An 18,156-nucleotide genomic window follows, 5' to 3' on the forward strand; every position below is an offset into this window, starting at 1 on the left:
ATGGATGGAATTATTCCCTTGTACAAGGAACGTGGAATGACGAGCTTTGATTGTGTCAGTCGTTTGCGGCGGATACTAAAGACAAAGAAAATCGGTCATTCAGGGACGCTGGATCCCTCTGTTGATGGTGTTTTGCCAATCTGTATTGGTAATGCGACTAAAGTAGTAGAATACTTGATGCAGTCAGGTAAAGAATACCAGGGAGAGCTAGTAATCGGAAAAGCGACAACGACTGAAGATTTTGATGGTGAAATAGTTGAAACTAAACCAGTCGAAACTCCAATTAGTAGTGAACTAATTAAGGAAGCAATGCAGAAAATGACGGGAGAAATCATTCAGATTCCGCCGATGTATTCTGCCGTCAAGGTGAATGGAAAGCGTCTTTATGAGTATGCCCGTACCGGTGAAACCGTGGAACGACCACGACGTAAAGCGTTGATTAGTAGTTTTGCCCTGTGTCGAAACGAGTATGATTCAGAACATCAAGAACAACACGTTTATTTTAAGGTAAAGTGTAGTAAGGGGACTTACATTAGAACGCTTGTCGCTGACTTAGCGCGTTCGCTTGGCTATCCTGGTGCGATGAAATGGCTAACCAGGCTTGAAAGTGGTGGCTTTACGCTTGACCAGACCCTGAGCTTAAATGATATTCAAGATGCGGTAGCTCACCAAAAAATTAATCGCCATCTTTATCCAATTGACTATGCATTGAAAGACTATCCAGCAGTAGAATTAACTCCGGTACAATGGCATTCTGTTCAGCATGGTGGTTGGCTTAAGAAAGATGAGCTGCAGACAGTGGCAAATGAAGTGGTCCTGAAATATGACGGATCGACTAAAGCGCTATATCATCTAACGTCCCAAGGATATAAACCAACAAAGATGTTCTCTGTGAAGTGAAGGAGGAAGGAAAAGTGGAAGTAGTAAGAATCCACCACCCATTGCAGAAAGAGTTAGTGCCTGCAGGTCCAGTAGTGCTCGCAATGGGCTTCTTCGATGGTGTTCATCGTGGTCACCAGCAAGTGATTAATACTGCTAAAAAGATCGCTGAAGAAAAAGATCTTCCGTTAGCAGTATTAACCTATGATCACGCGCCCGGAATCGTTTATCAACAATATCCTGGTGGCTTTAAATACCTGTCAACAACATCACGAAAGCTAGATCTTTTAAAACAATTAGGTGTTGATTTGGTATATCTGGTTAGCTTTACTTCTTCATTTGCGAGTCTTTCACCACAAGAATTTGTCGATCAATATTTAATAGGCTTTCACGCGAAAACAGTGGTGGCGGGATTCGATCATACTTATGGCAAAGCTGCGGTGGCAACGATGGCACGTTTACCGGAGTATGCTAACGGTCGATTTAACGTAATCACGGTTCCTAAGTTTACTGGTAATGGTAAACAAAAGATTGGTTCACGGGTTATTCGTAAAGCCATTGATCAGGGGGATGTTGAGTTGGCTAACCAGATGCTAGGTTATTATTACATGACAACGGGAATTGTTGTTCATGGCTTGGCACGAGGGCGAACACTGGGCTTTCCTACAATTAACGTTGAAACTCCTGAAGGTGAACGTCTTCCTGGTATTGGCGTATACACAGTTCAAGTGCAAATTGGTCAGAAATGGTACGGCGGAATGGCAAGTGTTGGTCACAACATTACTTTCGGTGATCAAAATAAGCTTACTGTTGAGATATACCTTTTCGACTTTGACCAATTGGTATACGGTGAGGAAGTTAAGGTTCGGTGGCTTTATTATCAACGTGGTGAAATGAAATTTAGTGGTGCTGATGAGCTTGTTGACCAGATGAAGCAGGATGAACAATTGGCGCGACAGAATTTACAAAAAATTGTCCCTGGTATAAAGCAGCCATTAGTTTAGAGATAACTTAATTTTTTCAATTGAAATAGTAAGGGGGAGAGAGACAGAACTAGCTCGCTAGTTCGTTTTCGAACCCCCACAAGCACAAATAGGGATTCAGCGTTCGGATTTTCCGAGCACTGAATCCCATTTGTGTACTGCGTCGTTTGTATTTTATCTAGGTAATATAACTTATGTCACAACCCCCTTTTTCCACTATCAATGACGACTTGCTCGATGATTAGTTGATTGACTAATTTTATGAACGTGTCGCTTAAACTTCATACCGCCGTCCGTGACTAACTTGAAGTGGCGCATTTTAGCGTTGAACGGCCGGTTTGATAGTCGAATTGAAATCCAGCGACGCATGATTTCTGTCATTTCATCAAGCTCTTTACTAAGGCGATCGTTATTGGCTTTAACTACGGCATCGTGGATATCGGTTTGTAATCGATTAATCAAATTATTGTGATAGTCAAGCAACTCCCTTGTTAGCGGGGCATTCCGATAACTATTGAAGAGCTTCTGAATAATCCGCATAGCATCTTCGGGACCACTTGGCTGAATAAATCGTTGCTTCTTATGTTTCATTGAAAAACTCCTAGATTTTATTTGACGTTTCTTGACTTTTACTATTCAGATTGTTATATTATACATGTGTTTAGCACTTAACCCTATAGAGTGCTAAAAGGGGAAGTGATACAAATGCTAACACAGCGTCAAAACAAGATCCTGCAAGCGATTGTACGTCAATATACCGCAACAGGTCAACCTGTTGGTTCAAAACACCTGGCAGAAAAATTACCTTTTAAGGTGAGTTCTGCTACGGTTCGAAATGAAATGGGCGTTCTTGAAGAAGCTGGTTTTGTTACCAAGGAACACTCATCTTCAGGACGGGTACCTTCTAAAAAGGGGTATCGTTATTATGTTGACCATTTGCTTGATCCAGAGGTTATTACTGATAACGATTTAGTAGTAATCCAAAATTCACTAGGAACAAGTTTTCAAAAGATTGATGAGATCATTTCGCACTCGGCTGATATTTTATCTGATCTTACTTCCTATACAGCCTTTACACTAAAGCCCGAACAAGCTGATGTTCGGTTGAGCGGTTTTCGGGTTGTTCCGTTAGGTAATCGAAAGGTGATCGCCATTTTAGTTACTGATAGCGGTGATGTCGAAAGTCAGGCATTTACGTTACCACGAAATTACGATACAGATGCTCTGCAAGCGGTTATTCGGATGATTAATGACCAGCTGGTAGGGCAGCCATTAGCTAACGTGATGAGACGCCTGAATGATGATATTCCGCTTCGGGTGATGCACTATATGCAAAGTGCAGATGGCTTTTTGGATCTTTTTGATAGTGTCGTGTCAAGGGCAGCACGTGAGCAATTCTTTGTTGGCGGCCGGTTGAACCTCTTAGATTTCTCGGGAAAGCATGATTCGGTTGACTTGCAAACATTGTATAGTTTGCTTGACCATAACGATCAATTATCGCATTTGTTGGATTCAAACGTTTCTGATGATGGGGTAAACGTTAAGATTGGTTCTGAGATTTCTAAGGATAAGGCCTTAGATAACTATAGTTTGATCACGGCAACCTATGATGTTGACCAATATGGTAAGGGCATTATTGCAGTACTAGGCCCAACGAGGATGCCTTATTCACGGACGATTGGTTTAGTGAATGCATTCCGTCAGGAGCTAGCAAAACGACTTTTAAACTTTTACCGTCATTACTACGATTCATAGGAGGCGAGTCGATTGGCAGAAGACAAAGCTGCAAAGCAAACAGGTAAGGAAGCAAAGCATCAAAGTAAAAGTGCTGCTTCCGAAAAGAACGACCAGTTTGATGCTAAAAAGTTACAAACTAAAGTGACGAAATTAGAAAGTCAAGTTAAAGATTTGCAACAGCAATTAGATGATAAGGACGATAAGTATTTGCGGGCTGAAGCAGAAATTCAGAACATGACTACTCACTTTAAGAAAGAGCGTGCTCAATTATTGAAGTATGATGGTCAAGACTTAGCTAAGTCCGTTTTACCTGTTCTGGATAACCTTAAACGAGCACTGACGATTGAAGTCCATGACGAAAATGGTCAGCAGCTAAAGAAAGGGATCCAAATGGTTCATGATCACTTAATCAGTGCATTAAAGGACCACGGAATTACTGAGATTGAAGCAGACGGCAAGCCGTTTGATCCGACCCTTCACCAGGCAGTACAAACAGTGCCGGTGGAAGGTGATCAGAAGGCTGAAACAGTGGTAAAAGTACTACAGGCCGGTTATCAATTAAAGGATCGGGTTCTGCGTCCCGCAATGGTTGTAGTTGCACAATAAAAATAAGAGAGGGAATAAACAATGGCAAGTAACAAGATTATTGGTATTGATTTAGGTACTACTAATTCCGCCGTTGCCGTTATGGAAGGTAACGAGCCAAAGATTATTACAAATCCAGAAGGGAGTCGGACAACTCCATCTGTTGTTTCATTTAAGAATGGTGAAACCCAAGTTGGTGAAGTAGCAAAGCGTCAAGCAATTACTAACCCTAATACTATTTCATCAATTAAGAGTCATATGGGTGAAGCTGGATACACAGTTGAGGTTGATGGTAAGAAGTATACTCCACAAGAAATTTCTGCAATGATTCTTCAATATTTGAAGAAGTACGCTGAAGATTACATTGGTGATACAGTTAGCCAAGCAGTTATTACTGTCCCTGCATACTTTAACGATGCTCAACGTCAAGCCACTAAGGATGCTGGTAAGATTGCCGGATTAGACGTTAAGCGGATTATTAACGAACCAACTGCTTCATCACTTGCTTATGGCCTTGATAAGAAAGACAAGGATGAAAAGATCCTCGTTTATGACCTTGGTGGTGGGACCTTTGATGTTTCCATCCTTGAATTAGGTGACGGTGTCTTCCAAGTCCTTTCAACTAATGGTGATACTCACCTTGGTGGGGATGACTTTGATAAGAAGATCATGGATTGGTTAATTGATGGCTTTAAGGAAGAAAATGGCGTGGACTTGTCTAAGGATAAGATGGCACTTCAACGGCTAAAGGACGCTGCTGAAAAGGCCAAGAAGGACTTATCTGGTGTTCAAGAAGCCCAAATCAGCCTGCCATTCATTTCTGCTGGTGAAAATGGTCCATTACACCTTGAAAAGACCTTAAGCCGGGCACAATTCAACCAATTAACTAATGATTTGGTTGAACGGACTAAGCAACCAGTTATGAATGCCTTGAAGGATGCCGATTTAACATTCGATGACATTGATGAAGTAATCCTAAATGGTGGTTCTACTCGTATTCCAGCCGTTCAAGAAATGGTTAAGGAATTAACTGGTAAGGAACCTAACCACTCTATCAACCCAGACGAAGCGGTTGCCCTCGGTGCCGCTATCCAGGGTGGTGTTCTTACTGGTGATGTTAAGGATGTTGTTTTGCTTGATGTTACGCCACTTTCACTTGGTATTGAAACCATGGGTGGTGTCTTCACCAAGTTAATCGATCGGAATACTACTATTCCAACATCCAAGAGCCAAATCTTCTCAACTGCTGCTGATAACCAATCAGCTGTTGATATCCACGTTCTTCAAGGTGAACGGCCAATGGCAGCTGACAACAAGACTTTAGGTAACTTCCAACTTACTGACATTCCAGCTGCTCCTCGTGGTGTTCCTCAAATTAAGGTTACTTTTGATATTGACAAGAACGGGATTGTTAACGTTTCTGCCGAAGATCAAGGAACCCATAAGAAGCAAAACATCACCATTAAGTCTAACTCTGGCTTGAGTGATGAAGAAATTGAACGAATGAAGAAGGATGCTGAAGAACACGCAGCAGCTGATAAGAAGAAGAAGGAAGAGGTTGACTTGAAGAATGAAGTTGACCAAGAACTCTTCCAAGTAGATAAGACTTTGAAGGAAGTTAAGGGTAAGGTTCCTGAAGAAGATATCAAGAAGGCCGAAAGTGCTCGTGACGACTTGAAGAAGGCTAAGGAAAGCGGCAACTTGGACGATATGAAGGCTAAGAAGGACGCATTAAATAAGGTTATCCAAGATCTTAGCGTAAAGCTTTATCAACAAGCCCAAGGTGCTCAAGGCGGTCAAGCTGGTAATGCCGGTAACAATGGTACTAACGGAAACAATAATAATTCTGGTTCCGATGATGGCAAGACCGTTGATGGTGACTTTAAGGATGTTACTCCAGATGACAAGAAGTAATTCTATCAGCCGTTAATAAACAATTGTTAAAAGCCAAAGGCCGGAGAAAAGGACTTTGGCTTTTACTTTCGTTTACCATCTATGGTATAACTAAACAAGCAATATAAATGGAGGATCCGTATGGCAGAAGAAAGTTACTACGACATCCTAGGTGTAAAAAAGGATGCTTCTGAAAAGGAAATTAATCGGGCTTACCGAAAACTTGCAGCAAAATACCACCCGGATATTAACCATGAATCTGGTGCTGAAGAGAAGTTTAAGAAGATTAATGAAGCGCATGAAGTGCTGAGTGATCCACAAAAGCGTGCTCAATATGATCAGTTTGGTTCGGCAGGGCCAAATGCAGGGGCAGGCCAAGGCTTTGGTGGCTTCGGCGGTCAACAAGGTTATGGTGACTTTGCCGGTGGTGATTTTGGTGATATCTTTAGCCAATTCTTTGGTGGTGGCGGTCGTCGTCAAGCAGATCCTACGGCACCACGACAGGGCCGTGATTTGCAATATTCAATGACATTAGACTTTATGGATGCTGTTTTTGGCAAGACCACAACAATCAAATATGAACGGGACGCCCAATGTGATGTCTGCAAAGGGAGTGGCGCTAAACCTGGAAAGTCTCCCGAAACATGTTCACGTTGTCATGGTAGTGGGGTCATTCTTACCGTACGGCGGACACCCCTTGGTAATATTCAAACTCAAACTACCTGTCCCGAATGTAATGGGACTGGTAAGATCATTAAGCCAGAAGATCAATGTACTAAGTGCCATGGCTCTGGGCATATTCATGAGCGGCATGAGTTGGAAGTGAAGGTTCCTGCGGGAATTGATGATGGTCAGCAAATGCGGTTAGAGCACCAAGGTGATGCTGGTGAAAACGGTGGCCCTTATGGTGATCTTTACATCGTTTTCCGCGTAACACCAAGCCGGGAATTCCGGCGTGATGGTTCAACAATCTATGTTGATCAAGACATTTCATTTGCTCAAGCCGCATTAGGTGATGAAGTGAAGGTCAAGACTGTTCATGGTGATGTTAATCTTAAGATTCCTGCCGGTACTCAATCTGAAACGAACTTCCGTCTCCGGGGCAAGGGTGTTCCCCACTTGAACGGTAATGGTAACGGGGATGAACATGTTACTGTTCACGTTCATACACCGAAGAGTCTTAATAAGCGTCAAAAAGAGGCAATGATGGCTTTCGCTGCTGCTAGTGGTGAAGACGTCAAAGGAGTTAAGAAAACCGTTCTTGATAAGCTTCGGGATGCATTTGAAGACAAGTAAAGAATCAAAATAAGCTAGTAATATCCGATCTTTGAAGCGGGGTTACTGGCTTATTCTATTTCATTTAGCATTGTTAAATGCTGGTTTGATTAGCTTTTCAAGCGCGGATAGTCTTTGGTATACTAGTATTAGTATTTACAAGTTTAGAAAGTAGTGAACTAATTCATGACAATGAATCTTGATGAAATGAAAGAACGGCAAAAACGGATCCGTAATTTTTCAATTGTGGCCCACATTGATCACGGTAAATCAACCCTTGCCGACCGTATTTTGGAAATGACGGATTCAATTAGTAAGCGGGAAATGAAGGATCAGGTCCTTGATGATATGCCTTTAGAGCGTGAACGGGGAATTACCATCAAGTTGAATGCGGTTGCCCTAACCTATCATGCTAAGGATGGACAAGACTATATTTTTCATTTGATTGATACTCCAGGGCACGTTGACTTTTCATATGAGGTTTCGCGATCATTGGCTGCCTGTGAAGGGGCAGTGTTAGTCGTTGATGCTACTCAGGGAGTGGAAGCGCAAACCTTAGCAAACGTTTATCTGGCTTTGGATAATGATTTGGAAATTTTACCGGTAATTAACAAGATTGATCTGCCATCTGCGGATCCTGAAGGCACAAAGAAGCAAATCGAAGACGAGATTGGCCTTGATACAGACGATGCGCTAGATGTTAGTGCAAAGACTGGTTTAGGAGTTGATCAAGTCCTAGAAGAAATTGTGAAGAAGGTTCCGGCACCAACCGGCGATCTGACAGCCCCATTAAAGGCTTTGATCTTTGACTCAAAATATGATGATTACCGCGGAGTAGTTCTTAGTGTTCGGGTATTTGAAGGAACGGTAAAAAAGGGCGATAAGATTCGGTTAATGAACAGTGGTACCGAGTATGAAGTTGCTGAAGTCGGGATTAACTCCCCTAAACCATTAGCCCGGGATGTTCTGATGGCTGGTGATGTTGGTTATATTACCGCTGCAATTAAGGATATTAAAGATACTCGGGTCGGTGATACCGTTACGAATGCTAATAATCCAACTGCTAAACCGCTAGAAGGCTATCGGCAAATGACGCCAATGGTTTATGCTGGTTTGTACCCAACCGATAATGCTAAATTTAACGATTTACGGGATGCTCTAGAAAAATTGCAGTTGAATGATGCAGCGTTGACTTTTGAACCTGAATCATCACAAGCGTTAGGCTTTGGGTTCCGTTGCGGTTTCTTAGGCTTGTTGCACATGGATGTAGTTCAAGAACGGCTTGAACGAGAATTTAACCTTGATTTAATTACCACAGCGCCATCTGTTACTTACCATGTTGACTTAGCTGATGGAACCACAAAAGAAGTGGAAAACCCGGCTGAAATGCCAGATGCTTCATCGATTAAGGACATTAAGGAACCCTATGTGAAAGCTTCAATCATGGTTCCAAATGATTATGTTGGACCAGTAATGGAGCTTTGTCAGCGAAAACGGGGAATTTTTGAAACGATGGAATACTTAAGCGATACGCGGGTAAACGTAATCTATCATATTCCATTGTCAGAAATTATCTTTGACTTCTTTGATAAGCTGAAGAGTTCGACTCGTGGCTATGCTTCTCTTGATTATGAAATTGACGACTATAAGCCAAGCAAGTTAGTGAAAATTGATATTTTGCTAAATGGTGATAAGGTTGATGCATTAAGCTTTATTGCCCATAAGGACTTTGCTGCAGAACGGGGTCGTGATATTACTTCTAAGCTTAAGAAGATTATTCCACGACAAAACTTTGAAATTCCAATTCAGGCAGCAATTGGTTCAAAAATTATTGCCAGAACTAATATTAAGGCTTACCGGAAAGATGTTACTGCACGAATCCATACGGGTGATCCTGATCGGCGAGCTAAGCTTCTTGAAAAGCAGAAGCGTGGAAAGAAGCGGATGAAGGCCGTTGGTAAGGTTGATATTCCTCAGGAAGCCTTTATGGCAGTTCTAAAGACAGATGAAGAAGTCGATGAGAAATAAATTATTATCAATATAAAAAAAGGTTCAGAGTTCGCAACCGATTCGAACTCTGAACCTTATTTTCGTTTATTGTTAATGGTTAATGATTAGCGAGTTTCCGCATTCCCGGCAATGAAGACATAACGATGAAGCTGAGAATGTAAAGTGCTGATAAGAAACCCATTGTTACTCCTAATGAATAGTGGTCCATCAGCAATCCAATAACTACTGATGAAAATCCACCAATTGCTCGACCAACATTCATAATGATACTGTTAGCTGTAGAACGAATGGCAGTTGGGTAAAGTTGACTGATAACTGCACCATAGCCGCCAAACATTCCGTTAGAGAAGAAACCAATTAATGCACCAGCAAGAATGAGGGCAATTGAACTTTGGACCATGAGGATGGTGAACATTACCGTAGCAGAACCAAGAAGGAAGATACCGAAGGCCCAACGTGGACCCCAATTATCCATTACTGTCCCAAAGACCATCATCCCAATACTCATTCCAATGATGGTAGCGATCATCCAAATTGATGATCCCGAAACGGACAGTCCTTGTTGCTTTTGCACAATTGATGGTAGCCAGTTCATTAGGCCAAAGTATCCAGCAATTTGAACAATTGTCATTACCATTAAGCCAAGAGTTTGCAGGGCTAATCGTGGTGTAGCAAAGAGACGACTAATAGAAATCCTTTGGTGATTAGCAATTGTCTTTTTATGGGCGACAATAAATTCTTGACTTTCGTGAACGTGACGTCGGATGAAGAAGGTCAGGATTACTGGAATAATTCCTAAAAGAAAAAGCGCGTTCCAACCAAAATTGGGAATGATGTAGGCTGCCATTATAGCAGCAAAAATTGCACCAACCTGACCACCGATGGCCGCAACAGAAGTCAATCGACCAATAAGGTGAGGTTCAAAATTTTCAGCAATTAATGCAATTCCTACACCATATTCACCACCGGCACCAATACCAGCCAGAAAACGGCAAATGTAAATTGCTGGCAATGAGTGGGCGAAAAACATTGCGGCCGTTGCCAAGGCAAAAATAAAGATCGTGTAAGTGAATGTCTTTACACGACCGATCCGATCACCGACAAGGCCGAAAATCGCACCGCCCGCTAACATTCCAAGGTTAGTAATAGAACCAATCCACCCAGTAGCCGTACTTGAGATATGGAGGCTGGCGATAATTGGTGCAAGAGCAAATGACAAAAACATAATATCCATGTTTTCTAATGAAAATCCGGATGCAGTAGATGCTAGGACCCATTTCTGGTTTTTAGTCATTGCTTGGCCGACATGATTACTTGTCTGTTCCATATTTAATTCCTCCAAAATGATGCTCACTGACATCGATTATTTTGCTTTAGGATTATTAATCCCTATTTGACAACGTATTATACACGCCTTAACTTAAAATGCTATTAAAAGTTTAGCGATTGAGTTGAAAAGGTGGTGTATAATATGAAATATTGATTCGAGGGGGTTATGGAATGAAGAAAAACATTTGGCGCCAGGTTAGAGATGTTCTTTCCCTTATTATCGCTGCAATTTTACTGTATTACATCGTTACCTTTTTAGACAGTTTGATCAAATAAAAATTGAGGATCGCGATAACATGACACACCGTGATCCCCAAGTAGAAGTATTTAGCGAAAGTGATTGCAGAATCACCTTCTTTTATATTATAACAATATTTTTGACAATTGTTATGTAATATAGCTATTATTTACAACAAAATTAATTTTCATCTTATTATTGTCTTATTACCAGTAAGTACTAATTGAGATTGCCTTAATCGGTAAATTAAAAGTGCTATAATAAAAACAATAATGAGTATCGGGAGGAATATTTTAGTATGACTACAAGAATCTTTACTGCTGAAGAACTTGCAAAATACAATGGCCAAGATGGCAACCCAGCTTATGTCGCAATTGATGGAACAGTTTATGATGTCAGTAATGTTCCGGCTTGGCGTAACGGTAAGCATCATGGCAACTTAGCAGGTCATGACGTCAGCGCTGCAATTCAACGCTCACTTCATATGAAGCGGGTTCTTGAAGATTTACCAGTTGTTGGTAAATTTACCGGTGATCCTGAAGTTTAATCATTTTTAAGTTAATCCATTTAAACTAAAACAACCTAAGATTATTCTCGTTTTGAGTTAATCTTAGGTTGTTTTTTAACTATATCGGTTTTTAAGCTAATTTCAGGTAGTCTTTTAAGTATTCTGCGAGACCATTATGTTCGTTGTCAATTGGGGTCACGTCATCTGCAATTGCCTTAATTTCGGGAATTGCATTATTCATTGCAACACCACGACCAGCAGCGGCAATCATTTCTTGATCGTTCTTCTCGTCCCCAAAGGCAATAATATGGGTACGGTCAATTCCGTACTGCTTAGCAATATAGAACATTCCTGATTCCTTATGAGTACCGCGGTGAATTAGTTCAAGAATATTATACGGGCCGCCCCATACCCGAGGCTCAACGAAGTCACCGTATTTTTCGTTGACAGCTTGGATAATTTTCTTTTTACTGCCTGGCTGATATTCAATTGTCATTGCGATTGGATTGTCACTGAGATTCCTTTTACTCAGTAATTGACTGGGTTTAAGACGGTTAGGAAGAAATTCAGGGACGTCCTTAGTTGCCTGGTTCGCCCAGAAATGATCCTTACTTTCAACGGTAATGGTATCAATTCCCAATTCGTCTCTATGTGCCAGAAGGTCTAACGCTAATTCTTTTGTTAATTCAATTTCATATTCTTTATCCCAGTTTTGGTGGGGAATATGGGTTAGCGCACCATTGAAGTTGACCATTGGCGTTTGAATGCCGATTTGATCGTAAATGTGTTGAGCAATTCGGTAAGGTCGTCCGGTGATAATACTAACAATGTGGCCGTCTTTGGCAGCACTCCGCAACGTATTAATTGTTTCAGCGGTTAATTTTGACCGATTATTGAGAGTAGTTCCATCTAAATCGATGGCAATTAGGTGTTGATCCATTAAGCGTGTCACTTCCCTTTATTACGAATAATTAACTATTATACCTGGAATTAAGAAAAAGTTAAATGAATTCCAAGAATGCTTCCGGGAAATGTTTAGGAACGGGTTAAAATAAGTTATAATTTGTTTAAGATTAAATTGATGGAGTGATTAAGAGAATGCAGCTACCAAGTGCATTTAAAACTAAGTATCAGCGACTATTGGGGGATGAGGCCCCAGCTTTTTTAGCAGCGTTGAACGAACAAAGCCTTAGTGGTTTTCGGGTTAACCCGCTGAAAGATGGCTTGCCGCAGAAGACAATTAGTCAGGCTAAAGGGAAAATGCCGTATGTACCTACTGGATATTATGGTCAAGTTAATGGAAAGTCCTTGGATCATGTTACTGGCTGGGTATATAGTCAGGAACCTTCTGCAATGTATGTAGGAGAAGTAGTTGATCCGCAACCAGGAGAACGGGTTCTCGACCTCTGTGCAGCGCCAGGAGGAAAATCGACCCACCTAATTTCTTTAATGAAGGATCAAGGATTATTGGTTGCTAATGAGATCTTTCGGAAACGGGCCCTAATTTTAGCGGAAAATTTGGAACGGTGGGGCACTCGTAATACAGTGGTGACAAATGAAAGTCCAGAAAAACTTGAAAAGCAGTTTCCCAAGTTTTTTGACCGGATATTAATTGATGCTCCATGTTCTGGCGAGGGGATGTTTAGAAAAGAACCAGCTGGGATTGAGTACTGGAATACAGATTATCCGGCAGAATGCGCTAATCGTCAGCAAAAAATTATTGCTTCAGCGATCAAAATGTTAAAGCCGGGTGGAATTTTGGTTTATTCAACTTGTACGTTTGCTCCGGAAGAAGATGAACAAAATGCTAGTTGGATTCTTAAAAATTATTCTGAAATGCAAATGGAGGAAGTTAAAGCTTACCCGGGGATGGATCATGGTCGTCCAGAATGGGCAGATGGTAATCCAGAATTAGCAAAGGCAATTCGTCTTTTTCCTCATCATATCAAAGGTGAAGGACATTTTGTTGCCAAGTTCCGTTATGGTACTCCTGTTGCTGAAAAGCCTTTACGGAAGAAGCGGCGAAAGAAAAAGCACTCAAATTCATATGCTTTAACTAAGGATCAGCAAGAATTATTTACTAATTTCCAGGATTCGGTTATTCCTAATTATCAACCTACCAGATTAGTTTTGTTTGGCGAGCAGCTATATGACTTGCCAGCTGGAATTAGTGAAATTGATGATCTTAATATTCTCCGGCCAGGATTACATCTTGGAACATTTAAGAAACGACGATTTGAACCATCACTAGCATTAGCCTTAGCGTTAACGCCGACTGAAGCAAAAAAAACGCTTGAATTGAGTGAAGAGCAGTGGCGTCAATACGTCCACGGTGATACGATCACAATTGATAAAGAGTTAGCTAGTGGCTGGTATTTGTTAGTTTGCGATAAGCACTCCTGTGGATTTGGAAAATTAGTGCAAAAGACGGTGAAAAACTTCTATCCAAAGGGGTTAAGATTTTAGAGGAGTTAAATAAAATGAAAGAAAAACAAGCATTTCATGTTAATGGTTATTTAGGATTATTAATAGCAATTCTTGGCGGATTGGTCGGTCTCTGGCTTATATATAGCGGCTTTCGCTTTGGTCACCTGTTAAGCATGGTAATCGGGGTTGTGTTAGTTGTCCTTATTTTAATTCTTTCAAGTAGTCTAACGATTATTCAGCCTAACGAAGCCAAGGCATTAACGTTCTTTGGTAATTACATCGGAACAATTCGTGATGCTGGATTATTTATGACGGTACCGTTTACTGATAAGGAACCGGTTTCTCTTCGGGTGCGGAACTTTAATAGTCAAATCCTCAAGGTTAATGATTCAAAGGGGAATCCGGTTGAAATTGCTGCGGTAATTGTCTTCAAGGTAGTTGATACTGCCAAGGCACTCTTTTCGGTTGATGACTATGAACAATTTGTTCAAATTCAAAGTGAGTCAGCTATTCGTCACGTTGCCAGTGAATACCCTTATGATACATTTGAAAATGAGGATGCATTAACGCTTCGAAGCAACCCAACTGAAGTATCTGACCGGTTAGCAAGCGAATTACAGGAACGGTTAAATGTTGCTGGGGTAAAAATCGTTGAAACGCGGTTGACCCACCTTGCTTATGCAACCGAAATTGCTAGTGCAATGCTACAAAAGCAACAATCGTCCGCAATTTTATCTGCCCGCAAGATTATTGTTGAAGGAGCAGTATCAATTACTGAGGATGCAATAGATCGCTTGGCTAAGGAAGCAAATCTAGAATTAACGGACGAACAGCGTTTGCAAATTATTAACAACATCATGGTTGCGATTATTAGTGAACGGGGAACGCAACCCGTAATTAATACCGGGACACAACAATAAGCGGAGTTAATAAGCGCATGTTATATCTAACAATCTTAATGACCGAGCGGGTCGGCTTTGTTATTATTTGTGCTTTCCTCTTGGTTAACATTCCAGCGTTTCGTCGCTGTCTCTTTGCCCAAACACTGACGGCAAAGCTCCAGTTAGTGGTAATATTTTCTTTATTTGCAATTATGGCAAATATTACGGGGATTGAAATTGACCCGGCTAATGAACTGCATAATAAAGTTTTATTAACGGCTGTTTCTCATGATTATTCTGTTGTCAATGCCAGAATTCTTGCAGTAACTACGGCGGGAATTGTTGGCGGACCATGGGTTGGTGGTTCAGTTGGTTTGATTGCTGGTCTTCACCGGGCGTTTCAAGCTGGATTTGCCAGTGAGGCTTGGTTTTATATTCCTAGTTCAACACTGATTGGGTTACTGTCTGGTTATCTATATAAGGATAAAAATAGTTCATTTACTGTTATGACACCGTGGCGAAGCTTTGTTGTTGGTTTGTCGATGGAATCAATTCAGATGATTTTCGTCTTTCTGTTTAGTCCAACGGGGTGGTTATTGGTTCGTTATATTGCGATTCCAATGATCTTAATCAGTTCGCTAGGGACATCAATTTTCATTTCGATTATTACGATGTACCTTCGTCAGGAAGAAGAAACCCGGGCTACGCAGACCCACTCGGTACTGAAGTTAACCAATCAAACGTTGCCTTATTTCCGTAACGGTCTTAATGTTAAATCAGCCCAGCAAGTAGTTCGGATCATCAAAAAATACACGAACTTTGACGCAATTAGCATCACTGATCGGAATACGATCCTTGCCCATATTGGTGCGGGGAGTGATCATCATATTTCGGGGGAAACAATGGTGACAACGCTCTCTGAATCAGTCATTCAGAGCGGTCAGGTAAAGGTTGCACGAAATGCTGAAGAGATTGGCTGTTCCCATATCGACTGTCCCTTACAGGCAGCGATTGTTGTTCCGTTACGGGTTGATGATAGTGTGGCCGGAACTTTAAAAATGTATTACACCGATAGTTGGAAGCTAACGCCGGTTGAAATTCAATTGGCAACCGGTTTGGGAGAAATCTTTGCTAACCAAATTGCTTTAGGGAATGCCGAAATGCAGGCTAAGTTGGTTCGTGATGCCGAAATCAAGTCACTGCAGGCACAGGTTAACCCGCACTTTTTCTTTAATGCGATTAATACGATTAGTGCAATGATGCGGCGAGACAGTGATAAGGCGCGTCAGTTGCTCCTGCAGTTAAGTACCTATTTCCGCTCAAACTTAGTCGGTGCTCGAGAAACGCAAATTACTTTAGCTCAAGAACGTCAACAGGTTAATGCCTATCTTAGTTTGGAAATGACTCGCTTCCCAGATAAGTACGACGTTCAGTTGCATACAACTGTTAGTGATGATGTTTTACTGCCACCGTTTACGATTCAGGTCCTAGTTGAAAACGCGTTAAAGCACGCATTTGGAAACCGGAAAACTGGTAATCATGTGAACGTTGATGTCTATCAGCAAGACGATCGGTTAATAATCATGGTTAAAGACAATGGTCAGGGGATTTCACCAGACTTAATAAAGCTTCTCGGTCAGCAGACTGTTCCATCTGAGCATGGTTCAGGAACCGCTTTGCATAACTTAAACCAGCGACTAGTAGGGTTGTATGATAAGAAGAGTGGTCTTCACTTTACTAGTAGTAATCAGGGGACAACAGTTAGTATCTCCATTCCATTTACCAAAAAGGGAGGGCAAGTAAATGAAAGTCTTAATTGTGGATGATGAACCGTTGGCACGCGACGAACTTAGCTATTTGTTAAAACAAAATGACCTGATTGACGAAATAAACGAGGCGGATGGAATTAATTCTGCTCGCGAAGAAATAGAAAATAATCGGCCAGATTTAATTTTCTTAGACATTCAGTTGGATGATGGTAGCGGGATGGCATTTGCTAAGGGATTGAAGAAAAAGGAAAATTGTCCCTACATTGTTTTTGGCACTGCTTATGATCAATATGCACTGGATGCTTTTGAGGCTGACGCAATCGATTATGTTTTGAAACCCTTTGAAGCAGATCGGATTAATGATGCTGTTAGACGGGTTGCTAGGCTAATGGATAATCAGAACGGCAGTCGAGGAGTAACCACCCAACAGAGGAATCCGCGAATTTCACTAACTAACGATGAACGAACAATTGTTATTCAGAAGCGCAATATTCTTTATATTCAAGCGCAAGCGGGGAAAGCTGTTGTGCATACTGAAGATCAGGAAGTTGTTAGCAAGCAGACTCTCAATAGTATCATTAATTTGTTAGATCCTAACAGATTTACTCGTGTTCACCGGAGCTTTGTAGTTAATCTTAATAAGGTTCATGAACTGCAGCCAAGTTTTAATCATACTTATGAGCTAACTCTTGATGACGGGAGCAAAATTCCTGTAAGCCGGTCATTTGTTGCTAGCACCAAGAAAGCATTAGGTGTATAGCTAACGTAATTATCATGATTAGGATCTGGAAGTTTAGATAATGGGACTGTGACATAAGCACTTTTACTAAGTTCAAATACGAACAGCGCGGTACGCAAATGGGTTCCAGAGTCCGGTATGACCGAACTCTGGAACCCTATTTGCGCTCCCTCTTTTAACCATTCGATCAGTAATGTACAAAGTGAATAACAGCTATTAAATAGCTGTTATGACGGTGATTTACAAAAAGATTGATCAAAAATTAATGGTTAAAGATGGGGTGAACTGCTATCAATTGTAAATAAGTTAACAATGTTGAGGGCATTTCATCTATTGATTAGGGCATTTCATCCTTAAATATGGCTATTTAAGTGTGAAATTCAACACAAATGATAAAAAAAGTGTAAATTAAATAACTGAAGAGGCACTGTGAAAACGGTACCGAACAAAATTTATTTTTATTTCTGTGGGAGGGAATAAGTTATGGAAAAGGACAAACAACCTAAGGATTCCAACATTTATGTTCAAATGGGAATCTTTGCTGCTATTTTATTTGTTTCTCAATTGATCTCTGATCTTTTTCCAAAGAGCTTTGTTGTACCAACTCCTTTAATTGGTATGGTATTGCTTTACATTCTGTTGGCTACTCATATTGTTAAGCTTCACCAAGTTGCTAAGTTTGGTGACTTTATGATCGGACTAATTGCATTCCTGTTCGTTCCATCAGGTATCCAATTAGCTGCTCACCTTGACATCATGAAGAAGGAAGGACTTCAAGACGTTATCGTAATTATTATTGCTACGATTATCATTCTTGTTGTTATTGCCTACGTTGGTGCCCTTGTTATGAGCATTCACCACAAGATCACTGGTACTAAAGAAGACTAGGGAGGCACAATAATT

The 18,156-nt window shown here is 41.0% G+C and carries 16 protein-coding genes; 13 read left to right on the forward strand and 3 right to left on the reverse strand.

All coding sequences use genetic code 11. The features are described from left to right. Positions 1 to 900 (forward strand): tRNA pseudouridine(55) synthase TruB, encoded by a 900-nt coding sequence (gene truB / locus HMPREF0549_RS03840; protein ID WP_003716935.1) that lies wholly within the window; start codon positions 1 to 3, stop codon positions 898 to 900. 14 nt (positions 901 to 914) lie between these two features. After that, positions 915 to 1,883, forward strand: a complete 969-nt coding sequence (gene ribF / locus HMPREF0549_RS03845) for a riboflavin biosynthesis protein RibF (protein WP_040531100.1) — start codon at positions 915 to 917, stop codon at positions 1,881 to 1,883. Between the two features lie 198 nt (positions 1,884 to 2,081). Here ribF and HMPREF0549_RS03850 read toward each other — a convergent pair whose 3' ends face one another. Next, complete coding sequence (locus tag HMPREF0549_RS03850) at positions 2,082 to 2,453, reverse strand: hypothetical protein (RefSeq protein ID WP_003716937.1); 372 nt, start codon at positions 2,451 to 2,453, stop codon at positions 2,082 to 2,084. Between the two features lie 114 nt (positions 2,454 to 2,567). Here HMPREF0549_RS03850 and hrcA point away from each other — a divergent pair, with 114 nt between their 5' ends. The 5 genes from hrcA to lepA all read left to right on the forward strand — a co-directional run bounded on the left by hrcA (position 2,568) and on the right by lepA (position 9,380). Beyond that, positions 2,568 to 3,617, forward strand: a complete 1,050-nt coding sequence (hrcA, locus tag HMPREF0549_RS03855) for a heat-inducible transcriptional repressor HrcA (protein WP_040531103.1) — start codon at positions 2,568 to 2,570, stop codon at positions 3,615 to 3,617. Positions 3,618 to 3,629: 12 nt separating this feature from the next. Continuing rightward, the gene (gene grpE / locus HMPREF0549_RS03860) at positions 3,630 to 4,205 is read left to right on the forward strand and encodes a nucleotide exchange factor GrpE (RefSeq protein WP_003716939.1); all 576 of its coding nucleotides are present in this window, start codon (positions 3,630 to 3,632) and stop codon (positions 4,203 to 4,205) included. A 21-nt stretch (positions 4,206 to 4,226) separates the two neighbouring features. Next, entirely contained in the window at positions 4,227 to 6,098 is a 1,872-nt protein-coding gene (gene dnaK, locus HMPREF0549_RS03865; protein ID WP_003716940.1) for a molecular chaperone DnaK, read from the forward strand. A gap of 120 nt (positions 6,099 to 6,218) precedes the next feature. Beyond that, complete coding sequence (gene dnaJ, locus HMPREF0549_RS03870; RefSeq protein WP_003716941.1) at positions 6,219 to 7,373, forward strand: molecular chaperone DnaJ; 1,155 nt, start codon at positions 6,219 to 6,221, stop codon at positions 7,371 to 7,373. Positions 7,374 to 7,544: 171 nt separating this feature from the next. Next, positions 7,545 to 9,380 (forward strand): translation elongation factor 4, encoded by a 1,836-nt coding sequence (gene lepA, locus HMPREF0549_RS03875; RefSeq protein ID WP_040531276.1) that lies wholly within the window; start codon positions 7,545 to 7,547, stop codon positions 9,378 to 9,380. Positions 9,381 to 9,459: 79 nt separating this feature from the next. On the opposite strand, the gene HMPREF0549_RS03880 is transcribed toward lepA, so the two are convergent. Further along, positions 9,460 to 10,689 (reverse strand): MFS transporter, encoded by a 1,230-nt coding sequence (locus HMPREF0549_RS03880; RefSeq protein WP_040531108.1) that lies wholly within the window; start codon positions 10,687 to 10,689, stop codon positions 9,460 to 9,462. A gap of 538 nt (positions 10,690 to 11,227) precedes the next feature. Between HMPREF0549_RS03880 and HMPREF0549_RS03885 the strand changes: the two genes are divergently transcribed. Continuing rightward, positions 11,228 to 11,476: a cytochrome b5 domain-containing protein gene (locus tag HMPREF0549_RS03885; protein ID WP_003716945.1), complete on the forward strand. Its 249-nt coding sequence runs from the start codon at positions 11,228 to 11,230 to the stop codon at positions 11,474 to 11,476. Between the two features lie 91 nt (positions 11,477 to 11,567). Here HMPREF0549_RS03885 and HMPREF0549_RS03890 read toward each other — a convergent pair whose 3' ends face one another. Further along, positions 11,568 to 12,377 carry a Cof-type HAD-IIB family hydrolase gene (locus HMPREF0549_RS03890; protein ID WP_003716946.1) on the reverse strand — a complete coding sequence of 270 codons (810 nt, stop codon included), beginning with the start codon at positions 12,375 to 12,377 and terminating at the stop codon, positions 11,568 to 11,570. 158 nt (positions 12,378 to 12,535) lie between these two features. Between HMPREF0549_RS03890 and HMPREF0549_RS03895 the strand changes: the two genes are divergently transcribed. From HMPREF0549_RS03895 to HMPREF0549_RS03915, 5 genes are all read left to right on the forward strand, one after another. Further along, positions 12,536 to 13,903 carry an RsmF rRNA methyltransferase first C-terminal domain-containing protein gene (locus tag HMPREF0549_RS03895; protein WP_003716947.1) on the forward strand — a complete coding sequence of 456 codons (1,368 nt, stop codon included), beginning with the start codon at positions 12,536 to 12,538 and terminating at the stop codon, positions 13,901 to 13,903. Positions 13,904 to 13,917: 14 nt separating this feature from the next. Next, on the forward strand, positions 13,918 to 14,784 hold the full coding sequence (locus HMPREF0549_RS03900) for an SPFH domain-containing protein (protein WP_003716948.1): 867 nt from the start codon (positions 13,918 to 13,920) through the stop codon (positions 14,782 to 14,784). 17 nt (positions 14,785 to 14,801) lie between these two features. Further along, entirely contained in the window at positions 14,802 to 16,571 is a 1,770-nt protein-coding gene (locus HMPREF0549_RS03905) for a sensor histidine kinase (protein ID WP_040531110.1), read from the forward strand. Then, positions 16,549 to 17,274, forward strand: a complete 726-nt coding sequence (locus tag HMPREF0549_RS03910) for a LytR/AlgR family response regulator transcription factor (protein ID WP_003716950.1) — start codon at positions 16,549 to 16,551, stop codon at positions 17,272 to 17,274. The genes HMPREF0549_RS03905 and HMPREF0549_RS03910 overlap by 23 nt, the downstream gene beginning before the upstream one ends. Before the next feature lie 462 nt (positions 17,275 to 17,736). Beyond that, on the forward strand, positions 17,737 to 18,141 hold the full coding sequence (locus tag HMPREF0549_RS03915; RefSeq protein WP_003716951.1) for a CidA/LrgA family protein: 405 nt from the start codon (positions 17,737 to 17,739) through the stop codon (positions 18,139 to 18,141). Positions 18,142 to 18,156 lie beyond the last annotated feature (15 nt).

This window comes from Limosilactobacillus vaginalis DSM 5837 = ATCC 49540 (genome assembly GCF_000159435.1).
Classification (GTDB): Bacteria; Bacillota; Bacilli; order Lactobacillales; family Lactobacillaceae; genus Limosilactobacillus; species Limosilactobacillus vaginalis.